Origin of the sequence: Ochrobactrum sp. EDr1-4 (assembly GCF_049199085.1) — a bacterium.
GTDB lineage: Bacteria > Pseudomonadota > Alphaproteobacteria > Rhizobiales > Rhizobiaceae > Brucella.
Genome location: NZ_JBLZOF010000001.1, coordinates 98,740 through 110,679 on the forward strand (window position 1 = coordinate 98,740; position 11,940 = coordinate 110,679).

Consider the following 11,940-nt stretch of genomic DNA (forward strand, 5'->3'; position numbering starts at 1 on the left):
GCGCAGCTGCGCACTCGATATAATACAAAAGGTAACGCTCATCGCCCCGCCCTCTTCCATGCTTCGAAAGCAGCGCGGAAATTCTGCCAGCGTTCAGCGGCAGCGCTGCTTTCGTTCAGTTCTTTTCTGGATTTGATATTGAGGATTGAGCGCAGCCGTTGTGCCACTCGATCCGATGTTAATGGCCGCTCAAGGCCGTGCTGTTCTTCGAGAAACGCCTTGAAAACAGCGTCTTCACATTTCATTGCCGCCTCAGCAGCAAAGTCACGCCTCTTGTTCTGGCGGCTCTGTCGCGGGGTGTTTTGTCGTGGTGTGCCCTGCTGTACAGCTACAATCGCGCGCTCCACCAGCTTGAGCATAAATGCCGCCATGCGCGGCGCGCCGACGACCATGTCAATCTCATCAGGCGTTGTGCCGGGATGAAACGTGGCGATCCTATTGAGTTCGCCGTCGCGCGTTTTCGCTTCCACAAACGACACATCGCCCTCACAGCACAGCTGCCAGTCATCGCCGTTTAGCGCTGCCAGTTTTTGCCGGATGCGGCGAAGTTCGGCCCCCTCTGCACTCATGACGACACCTCGCCACATAACAACAGCAAATTACCCTGCGCATGCGTCAACGCAGCACCCTTTACAGCGCCACGATGGCGTGTCTGGTGCATTGCCGCATAAAAACAGGTCAGATACTCACTGCCAGCTTTAAAGCCGTGCCGCTCGCAGGAGCTTTCCAGCACCTGCCGATATTTCAACATGATCGAAATCGGGCACGTCAGCAGAATTTCGGCGCGCTCGGCGTCGGTACCTGCGTCGTGCATGGCGCGAAGGATCGGCAACATAGTGTCAGTCATTCCGCAGCCTCCTCAACACAATCAAGGATAGGTGCGTCCGCCTCAATACAGTGCCGCGCCCGCAATGCTGCACACAATCCACGGGTAATATCGCGACCACTCGCATTCCAACGGAGTGCGGTAATCATCCCCTCGCAAGTGGGCCTCTTGCCGCTCTGAATATTCAAATTACGGCAAAGGGCTAGCAGCTCTGCGTGGTGAAGCATCCAAAGAGCACTGTCAGGCAACGGCTTTTGCAAGCTGGAAGCCAGATCCGGCCAACGTGCATGGCTGTCGTGGCCATCTTCATGCATGGCGCGGTTGCGTTGCGGATAAATCCAAGTGCGATGCATATGCCGGTACTCACCGGGCAGATCCATTTGATAGTAAGTGCCTTCGCTCTCGAAGTGTGCAGCCCACCGGTTCGTGACGTATTCTTGCGAGAGGAATTTTTCATGCAGAACTGCAATGGCATGTTGAGCAACGCCTTTCATGCCGTCCATCTGGTCGCGAAGGCGATCAAGCTTATCTTTCGCCGACTTGATTTCAAATGCGATTATTTCTGCACGATCAACAGCAAGTACGTCGATCCGCGTGCCGCCAAGTGACGTATTAATTTCATGGATAATTCGGGCATTAGGACGCTGTTTCCGGATATATTCCACAACAGCCTGACGCACTTCACCCTCAGCTTCAGAGCGATAAGCTGGCATTACGCAGCCCTCCCAGCAGCTTCATAGCCCCAAGCATCCCAACCCGGACGCGGATCACGGCAGAACATTTCCAGCTTTGGCAAATCGGGATAAATGCGTTCGAGTTGCTCCGCGAACCACGCAGGCTTTACCGAGTGCCGTCCCTTCTTTTCGGTGTAAAGGCTAGGCGGAGCTTCGCCGAGGAGTGGCGCAAATCCGCGTCCGCGCTTGGCGAACAACACAGTTTCATGCTGATCTCGGACCTGATAACCCGTACCAATATCGACTTTGTTCCAGATTTGCTCCGTTACGTATTCAAAGCCCCACGCTGGCAGCAACTCAGTCATGACACGGCCCTTCAAAGGCGTAGTCACCCAAAGATAGAGCATTGCATCGGGCGTAGCTGGATCGCCAATTTCCTTGAACAGACGACAAATGGCGTCAAATTCCATCGTCGGATAATGATTTTCCGCGCTCTTTTCGCCGCCAGTGATTTCCGAGTGGGTTTCAAACTTCCACGGAGGATCAGCATAGATGATCGGATAGAGCTTCTGGATCCTACCCGGTGCGGTCGCCCTGCCCCGCTTGGCAATCTCAACAGCGATTGTCATGCGGGTTGCATGCTTGATCTTCGCTTGATCAGAACGGATTGCCTTGGCCTTAGCGACAATCGCTTTCTTTTCTTCGCGAATGACCTTGGCTTGTTCCGAATGTTGCAGCTCCGAAATCGCCTCACCTGCGTGGATTGTCACCTTGCCAGCGCGGATCGCGTCAAGCAATTCCGGTGCACCCTTTTCATGGATGCGTTTGGCGGAATAAACGGCGCGTTCAGAGATCGACAGCTTTTCGGCGGCGCGCCGGGTCTGCAAATTTGCAGGCCCGGCAGTCGTCTGATTAACACCCCGCTCCCAATCGACAATTGCCGCCGCGATCATGGCGCGCTGGCTTTCCGTCAGGTGGCGGCGGTGCAGGTTTTTGGACAGAACATAATTAAGAGGATCGTTGCCAGCATATTGCTCATAGATCGGCTCAATTTCAGCGAACCCGCAGGCCCATTGACGATTGCGACCATCCAACACCATGCCATCAAGCAGAATAATGGGATCACGCTGCCCGTAGGTGACAATATCGTCGGCAAGCAGCTTCCGCTCCGCTTCAGGGATCATCGGAAACATATCAGCAAGGGGGTGCGCAGGATAACTCATAACCGCACCTCACTTTTCCGAACCTTGCGTGCAGATGAAGCAGCCTTGGCGCGATGGCTTTCAAGTAGAAGCACCGCCCTTTCCAAGGTCTCAGGCCCGACGCCATCTGCAATTGCAGTGGCAAAGCGGACATGCAGATCCAGTTCACGGTCTGATGTTGGTGCACCACGCTCCTGTCCGACGCGAGCAGCAAATGCGGCATCAAAAAGCATCTGCGCAAAAACGCTTGGTTTATAGCCCTTGCGCTCAGCCATTGCCGAAAGGCTGGCATATGCTTTGGCATTCATACGAACAGGGAGTTTAAAACTTGAGGTGTCCATATCAGCGAGCCTCCGCGAGCCAGACGACAGCAAAAAAAGGAGACGCCGCAGCCAGAACACAGACCACGGCGAGAAGGAGTGAGAAAAAGAGGTCGTGTTTAAGGATGAATTTTCTCATCGCCGCGCCTCAACTTTGCGCAACAGATCTTCCAAAGCGCGCAGCGCTTCACGTGCTTCTTTTGCGATGAGTTTTCGCTCGCCTGCATCAATGCGACCATCTTCAAGAGCCGTGAGTACTGCTTGCGAAACATCCATGGTTTCAGACATGACGCGGTGAGCATCCATCGCGGTCAATGCGTGGTTGTCGCCTCCGTCCTCACGCGCTGCCATCGGCACGAGTTCATATCCGAGAAGCTCAGCGGCCTGCTTTATGATTGTCGGCGACTTTGCCTTGCGCTCGACTTCGATCACCACATCCAAAGGCATGAAACTGTCGTGATGCTCATCATTGAATGATGCGTATTTTGACAGCGTGGAAGTCCCGACGCGGGTGAATGGAAGTATATTGCTGATACCGCCTGCCAACGCATATGCGCCATCAGTTGCAGACTTGAGCGAACGCTGTTCTTGCTCGGAAATAGTGCGCACGAAACACCCCCTGAAAGTTTCAAGGAAAAAATATCGACAAAGGATTCGGTGAAACTCTCAGGCCGCGCCGTTACAGCTTAGCCATCAACTCTAAAAGGGCGGACCGCAGGCCCAACGCACACGAGAGGCTTTAAACGATGAACTCATGGAGCCACCGCATTGCCGGAATTAGACGCTGGGGCGCAGCTAGCCGAAGAATGCCGCGCCCCAGCAACGCCTGATGGGAGGTAATCAGGCGATACAGATTCAGGTCGGAAAATCGCAACCGGCCAAACCAAACCATCAGGCCAATTAGTCGATAACCACCGCATCGCTGCATTAAGTCGCGAAACCGTAAGGTCTCCACCACTGCGAAGCGATGTAACTTTTTTGCTGTCGCCAAAAATACGACTGCTGACAGTTTTGTCCTGCAAGCCAATCGCGTTCTTATAGCCATCAATGAGGATCAGAAGGTGCTCGATTTCCAACATGAAAAGAAAATCGGTTATTTTACCGATAATGTCAACCAAGCTATTCGGTTTTCTTATCGATACCCTCAGGATCTGAAATTCGGTAATATTACCACTATGTTAGCAGAAGTTTTAAATCGTATCCAAAAAAGACTCGACGCTGTCGGGCTAAAAGAATCACGCGCTGCGACGATTGCAGGTCTAAGCGATTCAGCTATTCGGAACATGCGCAGAGCCGTCGAGGCTGGTAAGGACAGAGGCGCTTCCATCAAAACGCTTGAGAAGCTAGCGCCTGTCTTAGGAACAAACGTAACTTGGTTGTTAGAAGGAACCGGCAACGAAGAAGGTTCGGTCGAGCCGACATCAATTTCAGACGTGCCGATGATTTCATGGATTAGCGCAGGTGAGCTTACTCACCAAGATCCTGTCGGGCGTTTAGATGATCATCCAACTATTCCCGCAGTTAATTTGCCCGAAGGAGACTGGATAGCGCTGCGCGTTGACGGGCCGTCGATGAATAAGATCAGCCCACCGGATTCCATAATTTTTGTAAACATGAACGATAAGCGGCTAGTCGCTAACGGGTGCTACGTTATCTGCGATGAAAGTGGAAAAGCGACTTACAAACGATATCGCCCAAATGAAGACCCTCAGTTTCAGCCCGCTTCCTACGAAGAAATAGAACCGCCATATTTGGAAGGTGCAATTCGAATAATAGGCCGAGTTAAAAGATCGATTATTGATATGTGATCGATTTCAACAGCCATAAGCCCCGCCACGGCGGGGTTTTTTTTGACCGAATTTTCAAATCAGAACAATCAATTACAAATTTTCATCGCACGTTCTCGTTTTCTAATATCGGTTTTTTTACCGGATGCTATTGCATATCGGTTATTTTACCGATAACTATTTGCTTACCCCGAACAGATGGATGCGCTGATTGAGTTTTGAGTTACAGCGCATCCACTCCTGCCAATTTATGCACGATGGAGAGCAAGCCATGATTAAATTTAAACAGAAGCCTATTTCAAAACCTGCCCAGACTTGCCGCGATATCGTCGTCGTCAGAATGGCTGATGCGATGCGCGAAATGGCATATTCAGGCGAAAACGTCTCCCCCGATACATTGGCCAATTATGGCTTCACCCACGACATCGTGGAGAAGTTTGGCGAACGCGCTGTCGCACTCGCCCGCCGCCTTTCTGTGCGTCAGGTCGCCAGCCATGCATAACGAGATCCGTTTTCACACCGAAGTTGACGGCGGTTTCCACTTGCCAGCGGCCTACAAGTCACATGACGGACAGCTAAAGCAGATTTTGGCGATTGCCACTCTGTTTTCTGGCACCGCATGCGCTGCAATCTTAGCTGTCAATATTTTCGGCTGATCAAATCAAGTGTCAAAAAGGAAGGCTCTGCCCAATCTGAAGCAAGGCGTTTCAGACGATGTAAGGCAAGCACTTTTAGACACGATCTATCTGCAATGGCGTGATGCTCGCGAGGTCGAGCTAAAGCCAGAGCAAATCTTAGACGCCCTAATTGACGGCCTAATGAGAGCCACAGCGGATTTGATTACATACACCGTCGCGCCGAACAGACGCGAAGCAATCCCGCGAATAGCGGCAGACAGACTTATCCAGACATTCAAATCCACCCGCGAGAGGGAATTAAACCGTGATGACCAAGACATTGGCGTTCAAGGGCTTTGACGCTCAGCTTCAGTGCCTCAACTTCCAGTTTGAATTGAATAAAAGCTACACGCATAACGGTCAAGTCATCGCGTGCGAGCAAGGCTTTCACGCTTGCGAATATCCTCTTGATATTTTTGGATATTATCCACCTTCGACTAGTCGCTTTGGCGAGGTCGAGCTTTCGGGGGAAACGAGCAAAGAAGGCAGCGATACCAAGATCGCCACCGCAGAAATCACCATCAAGCGTGAGTTGAAAATCCCGGAGCTTGTCGCCGCTGCCGTCCGCTACATCATCGACCGGACGAAGCGCGTGGACGGCAATCATGCGACCGAAGAGCGCGAGCTTATCAAAGTGAGCGGCGACAGATCTATTGCGACCGTGACAAGTGAATGGAGCGCTGCCACCGCAACAGGCTACGAAGGCAAGGTGCGCGACAGGGAGGGCTGCGCACTATTCCTCGTCGAGCGTAACGACAGCACGGAAATCGTTTCCGTCTGGTCAGGCATGGTAGGCCGCGATGGCAACAAAGTAGACGCGTGCTACACGCTTAAGAGCGAACAGCCTGTCGAGACTGACTAATGGCTAGATCTCGCAAGAAACCTCCAATGACAGCAGACCGCGTGGAAAACGCGCTCGATATTCTCGCAAACATCATGGCCGGTGCGCGCAATGGTGAAGCGGCCCTCGGCGCCCCTCTTTGGCAAAGGCTGGAAAGCGAGCTGGAGGGACTGCGCGATGTTGACGACATAGTCACCAAAGCCCTCCAGCGTGTCAAATCACGAGCGCAAGCCTCAGAACAAGAAATGTAAGTAATGGATAATACATCTAAGCAACAGTATTTATGATGCTCGAATACCATCACGTATGGAATTCAATATATTAGAAACTGAGTTTCCATTGCTCGAAAGCCATAGCTTATTTTGCAATTGGTAGATTTCATGCTCATCATCAAATCCATTTTTCAATTTATATACCATTTCTTTTGCGTCGATGAACTTGGAAAACCTGTTCGTACCAAGCACTACGCGTTCGCCAATTTCATTAAACGGAACGTGGTCAGGTCTTTCCAGAAAAATTATTGGTTTTTGAAAAAACTGATATTCTGTCAAAAAGCTAATACCATCAGTAAGAAGAGCGTCAGAAGCGGCAAAAACTCCGGCGTAATTTCCCGGTTCAATAATTGCTGTATTTTCTAAATTAGACCAAGAATTTAGAAATTGGTCAAATTCGGAAGCAGGTAGCACGCCGCCGGGCTCGCGCAATTTTGCAAACGTGGCAGGATGAGCGCTCAACACAAAGTCTATCGACTTATCAAACTGAGCCCACTCTAACATCTCATTATAGATCTGGTGGAAAACTCCGAACCGACGCCATTTATTATCGACAGTATGGTGCGGTGACCAGATTAGCCTAAAGGCAGCTTCAGAACTTCTAGCCTCAATAGGCCAATGAGGATTTTCAACACCAACTCTGACAAGACGCTCAACCTTTGGGTGCCCGGTCACAACCACCCTGTTCTTCTCCGTTCGATTATAATATTGAAGTCTATTTTTTTCCTCTGATGAAGAAGTGAAATAACGCCAAACTGACCTATGCAGCATTGAATCGTTATTATGATCGGTATTGCTGCTTCTAGTCTCTATCGGGCTTAAGATCGCGTACGGTACGTAACATAATTTAGCAAAACGTAACTCGCGTACATGATATGCTGACGGAATATCATTATCCCATTGAGACTGGCGGAAAATTATATCAGGGGCGATTGCCTTCAGTATATCGAGGCCTTCGAAGTCATCATCCATAGAAAAACGAATATGATTGATACCAAATTGCGTCAATTTTTCATGAGTCTCTTCTTCAAAAGAGTATTCAGTATCCCCCGGAAAACGTCTCTTTATGCTAATTACTAAGGGTTCAAAATCTTCTGCAGAGAGCATGGCATCATAGACATCACTCAATGAATCCCATGCAGAGAAATTATGAATAAGAAAAACTACTTTAATCCTGCCCTCCGGTTTGCGGTTGGCAGCTATCATATTTACCGTTTGCTTGACTCTATCTATACTTGATTCAAAGTTAGAATTATTAGCAAAATTAATACTTTTTATTTCTCTTGATTCATCTGTAATCTGATCAATCTTACCGTTAACCTGATTAATGTAATTTAAAATTTCAGTATAATTAGCACTGTGACTGACATTTAAAGCATTAATTTGTTCAACAACGAAATCTAATTTAGGTATTACTTCATCGCGATAATGAGCGCCTCGATTGGCATTAAGATCATTTATCTTTTCGGCAACAAAATCCAATTTTTGCGTCACTTCATCCAGTCTATTTGGTTGCGCCGCAATTATCTCCGCCAACTTACGCAAGGTACGAATTTTACGCACAAAACGCTTTAACATAGCCCCCCCTTTTTTTATAATTGTTGGGTTTTTATACACAGACACCGATTTACCAAAACCAGCTAACTGCAATGTTTTATTTAAGTAAATAGACAAAGAAACTATTAAAACATCATTTAAAAATTATCCGATAAAATGCGAGTGTGCCTCAGAATATGTAAAGGTATATTTCCATTTCATTTTATGACGGCCTTTTGATGGCGTTAAACAATCATCGGGCTGAACAGCAGCGCAATTTTCTTCAACTCATCACGACGCCAATCGAGCGACCGGCCCGTGCCGTAGCGCGTGCGTTCTATTGTGTGTCCAATCATTATCCGGCGCAGCTCGTCATCTATCTTCGCCCCTTTCACAATACCCTTAAACGAATGGCGGATGGCGAGGAGGAAATGCCACGGCATCGGGTAATCGGAGCGCTGCCACCGCAACAGGTTACGAGGGCAAGGTGCGCGGCAAGGAAGGTTGCGCCCTGTTTTTGGTCGAGCGCAATGACACTATGGAAATTGTTTCCGTCTGGTCAGGCATTGTAGGCCGCGAAGGCATTAAAGCCGACACATACTACACGCTTAAAAGCGGACAGCCTGTCGAGACTGACTAATGGCCAGATCTCGTAAGAAACCAACAATGACAGCAGAGCGCGTGGAAAACGCGCTCGATATACTGGCAAACATCATGGCCGGTGCGCGCAATGGTGAAGCGGCCCTTGGTGCCCCACTTTGGCAAAGGCTGGAAAGCGAGCTGGAGGGATTGCGAGACGTAGATGACATCGTCGCAAAAGCTATCAAACGCGTTGAACGTCTTATTAAAAATGTTTAACTTATGTCAAAAATTAATCTAAGTAGAAATTCCTATAATAAATCCACCTATTACTCCCAGTACGCTAAAGACAATTCCAATAACTTCTCTACGTGCATTCAACCGATCCTCACTTCGGATAATATATAAGTGCAAACCAAGAGAACCCAATAAACCTGATAATATTACTGTAATACTAATCCAATTAAAAAAATATTCTCCATAATGTAATATTCTATAACATATATAGGATATAAATATTAAACTAGAAGCCAATAACACGGATGAGTAAAATAGTAATCTACTGTCTTTAATTCCCGTGAGGTTTATCAAAGATATGGCGCCACAAGTGAAGCTAAATGCAACAGATAACATTAATGCATAATTAAATTCCACCTCTTCAGTTAAGTAATAAAAGAAATAAGGCAGACATGAAATTAAAATCACCGAAGCAATGGTAAAAAACCACTTACACATATCGTTACTCAACAGTTGATATTCATAATGTGAGATTACTTTGCTGAGCAATCGTTGTGTCATATAGTTCTCGATAAAGTAGCGCAGAGCCACTTGACCCTGGCGGGAATCGGTCAGTTGTAAAATCATTATCATTCAAACTGGATTTTATTAATAAATTTAGAAACTCCCCCTTGCTGATGATAGTCGGCTTATCCGTAAGAACTAAATATGCATCCTTTAAAAATCTGATCAGAGCATTGAAGCCATTTGTGCGTGACAAAATTGCTCCCTTGTCACGAGAATCCCACGCATCTGGCCAACGCTCTCTAACAGCATCAAAATAGTTGATCACTACTGCCAGTATTTTATGGTCTTCATTATCTCGGAAGAATGGATAAAATATACGAGACCTAAAGTCTTTATCTCCACGCTCCGGCCAAATACCAAAACGCCGCCCCTGATCACGGTCCGCCATCGCGTCTCTTGTTATTAACGGCAGTATACCTTTTACCACAGTTGCCTGCGATAATGTTTCCCCATAAACACCTTCGGTAGCAGAACCAAGTCGTTTAATTTTCTGAAAGAATGGACTTTCATTTATATCGTTTAAATTAACAACGATTTCGTGACATGTCTTTTCGGGACTGCGATCACGATCTAGTGCAAATAGGTCATATACTAAGCTTTTATTAACTTTAGTTTGAGCCAAATTTACCTTCGAGAAGATCATGGCCTGTGTCCCCTCATCGATGCCGACAAAAATATTAACTGTTAAATCCCAATTAATAGAAAGTCCCTCGAATGCTTTAAGTCGATGTTGGCCATCGATAATGCGTGCAATTGAATCAAAAGCTACTTCCGTGGCAGAGGTATTATCATCAACATAAGCTGACAGTTCGAGCCGCCGAAGACCATCTGTTCCTACGATTTTAGCACATCTCTCATCGACGGAAATAACAATCGAGGTAGGGAAGCAAGCATCTTCAGTAGAAATATACTTTTGGATTTCACTGACACGGCTGTTATTGAGGGGCCTCTGAATTCCCAAAAACTCTTTAACGCCGTTGTTATCGTGAATTTGACGGAAATCAAATTGACATATTTCCAGTAACTCTTGTGCCTTAATAACGCAGGAGTAAAAGCGCCCAACATTCTGAGTAACCTCAACGAACTCAAGGTTTAAAGATTTCCTATTGGCCATTCTTGAGTTCCTCGTAATTGCTTCTCATTGTATTCTTATCTCGCTTGATGGAAGAACCAGGCTCAGGTGCATCTATCTTTGAAAAAAACAGAGACAAGTAGTATATAAATATAACAAAAGAATAATATACATAGCTTAAAGTAATAAAATTTGGATTTAACAAATTGTTAAATGCTGGATCAAATCCCATATAGCCTACAAGGGGCCAAACTATTATAACCATAATAACACCAATTGTTATTCGCGGACCGTGCCTTTTATTATCCCACTGGACAATAGTTAACCAGAATACTGTACCAAATAAACTGTATGCTAATAGAAATAATTGTCCTCTTCCAAAGAGGTCGTAAAATACTGGACTAAAAAATTCTTGCCTTTCTACTGCATTAGATAAATACAAAAAAATAAACGGCATTATTGAAAATAAAGTTGTAATGAGTACCTCTGTGAAGGCCTTTTTATGTTTATCAGGTTGCGAGAAAAAGACTTTTAACCAGTATATCATTGCAGCCTCACCAGCAGTTCAGTGGTACGACCTCGCGCATCTGATGTACCGCTAATCACAGAATGTCGACTTACTTCCAAATGTTCACCTAAATTTGCATATAATTCGGATATCGAGGCATGATTTGCATTACTAAGAATTACGCATGCACCCCTTGAGTGGGCAGCAGCCAGTGATGAACGAAGACGCAGTTGATCATCCCAAGTGAAAATTTTCTCATTATATTTCACAAAACCATTCATATTGTGAGCTACAGTATAAGGTGGGTCAACGAACAGTAAATCACCCTCTTTTGAACTATCTATCGTGGCTTGAAAATCACAGATATTTAAATCAGCTTCTTTCAGTAAATCTGATGCTCGGATAAAATTGTCAGAGGGCAATAGAACCGAAGTTTTCGTTCCAATAGGTACATTAAATTCACCCTTCATGTTCAATCGATAGAGACCATTCCAGCAAGTCCTATTTAAATACAACATACGAGCAGCACATGCGATTTTGTTGTCCGGAACAAGCTTTCGTACGGTATAAAAATGGTCTTTGCTATGCTTAGATTGATGGAAAGCTAACAGCTCCTCTATTCTGTCTGGATAATCTCGAACAACCTCGTATAGATTTATGAGTTCAGGATTAACGTCAGACAACAACGAACTCTTTGGTTCCAAAGCAAAGAAGCCCGCACCTCCACCAAGAAAGGGTTCCACATAACGATCAAATTTAGGAAGAGACGCTATAAACTCGCTGGTAAATAACCAACGCTTTCCACCAGCCCATTTTAAGAACGGTACCATTTTACCCCCATA

General features: G+C 46.7%; 19 protein-coding genes. 7 read left to right on the plus strand and 12 right to left on the minus strand.

The window, feature by feature from the left end; all coding sequences use genetic code 11:
• Positions 1-38: 38 nt before the first annotated feature.
• The 7 genes from ACOZHT_RS00495 to ACOZHT_RS00525 form a co-directional block, all read right to left on the minus strand.
• The gene (locus ACOZHT_RS00495) at positions 39-569 is read right to left on the minus strand and encodes a hypothetical protein (protein WP_421565231.1); all 531 of its coding nucleotides are present in this window, start codon (positions 567-569) and stop codon (positions 39-41) included.
• The gene (locus ACOZHT_RS00500) at positions 566-847 is read right to left on the minus strand and encodes a hypothetical protein (RefSeq protein ID WP_421565232.1); all 282 of its coding nucleotides are present in this window, start codon (positions 845-847) and stop codon (positions 566-568) included. Before ACOZHT_RS00500 ends, ACOZHT_RS00495 begins: the two co-directional genes overlap by 4 nt.
• Positions 844-1,539, minus strand: coding sequence for an NERD domain-containing protein (locus ACOZHT_RS00505; RefSeq protein ID WP_421565233.1), 696 nt, complete (start codon positions 1,537-1,539; stop codon positions 844-846). The genes ACOZHT_RS00500 and ACOZHT_RS00505 overlap by 4 nt, the downstream gene beginning before the upstream one ends.
• Entirely contained in the window at positions 1,539-2,723 is a 1,185-nt protein-coding gene (locus tag ACOZHT_RS00510; RefSeq protein ID WP_421565234.1) for a Spo0J and IME4 domain-containing protein, read from the minus strand. The genes ACOZHT_RS00505 and ACOZHT_RS00510 overlap by 1 nt, the downstream gene beginning before the upstream one ends.
• Positions 2,720-3,043: a hypothetical protein gene (locus tag ACOZHT_RS00515; RefSeq protein WP_421565235.1), complete on the minus strand. Its 324-nt coding sequence runs from the start codon at positions 3,041-3,043 to the stop codon at positions 2,720-2,722. The genes ACOZHT_RS00510 and ACOZHT_RS00515 overlap by 4 nt, the downstream gene beginning before the upstream one ends.
• Positions 3,044-3,157: 114 nt before the next feature.
• Entirely contained in the window at positions 3,158-3,631 is a 474-nt protein-coding gene (locus ACOZHT_RS00520; RefSeq protein WP_421565236.1) for a phage regulatory CII family protein, read from the minus strand.
• Between the two features lie 143 nt (positions 3,632-3,774).
• Positions 3,775-4,101: a hypothetical protein gene (locus ACOZHT_RS00525; RefSeq protein WP_421565237.1), complete on the minus strand. Its 327-nt coding sequence runs from the start codon at positions 4,099-4,101 to the stop codon at positions 3,775-3,777.
• Here ACOZHT_RS00525 and ACOZHT_RS00530 point away from each other — a divergent pair.
• The 5 genes from ACOZHT_RS00530 to ACOZHT_RS00550 all read left to right on the plus strand — a co-directional run bounded on the left by ACOZHT_RS00530 (position 4,084) and on the right by ACOZHT_RS00550 (position 6,578).
• Positions 4,084-4,830 carry a LexA family protein gene (locus ACOZHT_RS00530; protein ID WP_421565238.1) on the plus strand — a complete coding sequence of 249 codons (747 nt, stop codon included), beginning with the start codon at positions 4,084-4,086 and terminating at the stop codon, positions 4,828-4,830. The two genes, ACOZHT_RS00525 and ACOZHT_RS00530, sit on opposite strands and share 18 nt — an antisense overlap.
• 250 nt (positions 4,831-5,080) lie before the next feature.
• A complete protein-coding gene (locus tag ACOZHT_RS00535) occupies positions 5,081-5,311 on the plus strand; it encodes a hypothetical protein (RefSeq protein ID WP_421565239.1) in 231 nt (76 codons plus the stop codon).
• Positions 5,304-5,465 carry a hypothetical protein gene (locus tag ACOZHT_RS00540; RefSeq protein WP_421565240.1) on the plus strand — a complete coding sequence of 54 codons (162 nt, stop codon included), beginning with the start codon at positions 5,304-5,306 and terminating at the stop codon, positions 5,463-5,465. Before ACOZHT_RS00535 ends, ACOZHT_RS00540 begins: the two co-directional genes overlap by 8 nt.
• Before the next feature lie 289 nt (positions 5,466-5,754).
• On the plus strand, positions 5,755-6,348 hold the full coding sequence (locus tag ACOZHT_RS00545) for a DUF7666 domain-containing protein (protein ID WP_421565241.1): 594 nt from the start codon (positions 5,755-5,757) through the stop codon (positions 6,346-6,348).
• Between the two features lie 26 nt (positions 6,349-6,374).
• A complete protein-coding gene (locus ACOZHT_RS00550) occupies positions 6,375-6,578 on the plus strand; it encodes a hypothetical protein (RefSeq protein ID WP_421565242.1) in 204 nt (67 codons plus the stop codon).
• Positions 6,579-6,608: 30 nt separating this feature from the next.
• Here ACOZHT_RS00550 and ACOZHT_RS00555 read toward each other — a convergent pair whose 3' ends face one another.
• Both ACOZHT_RS00555 and ACOZHT_RS00560 read right to left on the minus strand, forming a co-directional pair.
• Positions 6,609-8,177 (minus strand): CDP-glycerol glycerophosphotransferase family protein, encoded by a 1,569-nt coding sequence (locus ACOZHT_RS00555; protein WP_421565243.1) that lies wholly within the window; start codon positions 8,175-8,177, stop codon positions 6,609-6,611.
• A gap of 203 nt (positions 8,178-8,380) precedes the next feature.
• Positions 8,381-8,578, minus strand: coding sequence for a hypothetical protein (locus tag ACOZHT_RS00560; RefSeq protein WP_421565244.1), 198 nt, complete (start codon positions 8,576-8,578; stop codon positions 8,381-8,383).
• A 44-nt stretch (positions 8,579-8,622) separates the two neighbouring features.
• Between ACOZHT_RS00560 and ACOZHT_RS00565 the strand changes: the two genes are divergently transcribed.
• Both ACOZHT_RS00565 and ACOZHT_RS00570 read left to right on the plus strand, forming a co-directional pair.
• Complete coding sequence (locus ACOZHT_RS00565) at positions 8,623-8,775, plus strand: hypothetical protein (protein ID WP_421565245.1); 153 nt, start codon at positions 8,623-8,625, stop codon at positions 8,773-8,775.
• A 26-nt stretch (positions 8,776-8,801) separates the two neighbouring features.
• Positions 8,802-8,993: a hypothetical protein gene (locus tag ACOZHT_RS00570; RefSeq protein WP_421565246.1), complete on the plus strand. Its 192-nt coding sequence runs from the start codon at positions 8,802-8,804 to the stop codon at positions 8,991-8,993.
• A gap of 478 nt (positions 8,994-9,471) precedes the next feature.
• On the opposite strand, the gene ACOZHT_RS00575 is transcribed toward ACOZHT_RS00570, so the two are convergent.
• Genes ACOZHT_RS00575 through ACOZHT_RS00585 form a run of 3 tightly spaced genes read right to left on the minus strand, consistent with a single transcriptional unit; the run spans position 9,472 to position 11,928 of the window.
• On the minus strand, positions 9,472-10,632 hold the full coding sequence (locus tag ACOZHT_RS00575) for a DGQHR domain-containing protein (protein WP_421565247.1): 1,161 nt from the start codon (positions 10,630-10,632) through the stop codon (positions 9,472-9,474).
• Positions 10,622-11,137 carry a hypothetical protein gene (locus tag ACOZHT_RS00580; protein ID WP_421565248.1) on the minus strand — a complete coding sequence of 172 codons (516 nt, stop codon included), beginning with the start codon at positions 11,135-11,137 and terminating at the stop codon, positions 10,622-10,624. The genes ACOZHT_RS00575 and ACOZHT_RS00580 overlap by 11 nt, the downstream gene beginning before the upstream one ends.
• Positions 11,134-11,928 carry a DNA adenine methylase gene (locus ACOZHT_RS00585; RefSeq protein WP_421565249.1) on the minus strand — a complete coding sequence of 265 codons (795 nt, stop codon included), beginning with the start codon at positions 11,926-11,928 and terminating at the stop codon, positions 11,134-11,136. The genes ACOZHT_RS00580 and ACOZHT_RS00585 overlap by 4 nt, the downstream gene beginning before the upstream one ends.
• Between the last annotated feature and the right edge of the window lie 12 nt (positions 11,929-11,940).

What these genes read in the sequence shown, in the direction of transcription:
- ACOZHT_RS00495 (WP_421565231.1), bottom strand. Translation starts at nt 569, where the DNA reads ATGAGTGCAGAGGGGGCCGAACTTCGCCGCATCCGGCAAAAACTGGCA.
- ACOZHT_RS00500 (WP_421565232.1), bottom strand. Translation starts at nt 847, where the DNA reads ATGACTGACACTATGTTGCCGATCCTTCGCGCCATGCACGACGCAGGT.
- ACOZHT_RS00505 (WP_421565233.1), bottom strand. Translation starts at nt 1,539, where the DNA reads ATGCCAGCTTATCGCTCTGAAGCTGAGGGTGAAGTGCGTCAGGCTGTT.
- ACOZHT_RS00510 (WP_421565234.1), bottom strand. Translation starts at nt 2,723, where the DNA reads ATGAGTTATCCTGCGCACCCCCTTGCTGATATGTTTCCGATGATCCCT.
- ACOZHT_RS00515 (WP_421565235.1), bottom strand. Translation starts at nt 3,043, where the DNA reads ATGGACACCTCAAGTTTTAAACTCCCTGTTCGTATGAATGCCAAAGCA.
- ACOZHT_RS00525 (WP_421565237.1), bottom strand. Translation starts at nt 4,101, where the DNA reads ATGTTGGAAATCGAGCACCTTCTGATCCTCATTGATGGCTATAAGAAC.
- ACOZHT_RS00535 (WP_421565239.1), top strand. Translation starts at nt 5,081, where the DNA reads ATGATTAAATTTAAACAGAAGCCTATTTCAAAACCTGCCCAGACTTGC.
- ACOZHT_RS00540 (WP_421565240.1), top strand. Translation starts at nt 5,304, where the DNA reads ATGCATAACGAGATCCGTTTTCACACCGAAGTTGACGGCGGTTTCCAC.
- ACOZHT_RS00545 (WP_421565241.1), top strand. Translation starts at nt 5,755, where the DNA reads ATGACCAAGACATTGGCGTTCAAGGGCTTTGACGCTCAGCTTCAGTGC.
- ACOZHT_RS00550 (WP_421565242.1), top strand. Translation starts at nt 6,375, where the DNA reads ATGACAGCAGACCGCGTGGAAAACGCGCTCGATATTCTCGCAAACATC.
- ACOZHT_RS00555 (WP_421565243.1), bottom strand. Translation starts at nt 8,177, where the DNA reads ATGTTAAAGCGTTTTGTGCGTAAAATTCGTACCTTGCGTAAGTTGGCG.
- ACOZHT_RS00560 (WP_421565244.1), bottom strand. Translation starts at nt 8,578, where the DNA reads ATGCCGTGGCATTTCCTCCTCGCCATCCGCCATTCGTTTAAGGGTATT.
- ACOZHT_RS00570 (WP_421565246.1), top strand. Translation starts at nt 8,802, where the DNA reads ATGACAGCAGAGCGCGTGGAAAACGCGCTCGATATACTGGCAAACATC.
- ACOZHT_RS00575 (WP_421565247.1), bottom strand. Translation starts at nt 10,632, where the DNA reads ATGGCCAATAGGAAATCTTTAAACCTTGAGTTCGTTGAGGTTACTCAG.
- ACOZHT_RS00580 (WP_421565248.1), bottom strand. Translation starts at nt 11,137, where the DNA reads ATGATATACTGGTTAAAAGTCTTTTTCTCGCAACCTGATAAACATAAA.
- ACOZHT_RS00585 (WP_421565249.1), bottom strand. Translation starts at nt 11,928, where the DNA reads ATGGTACCGTTCTTAAAATGGGCTGGTGGAAAGCGTTGGTTATTTACC.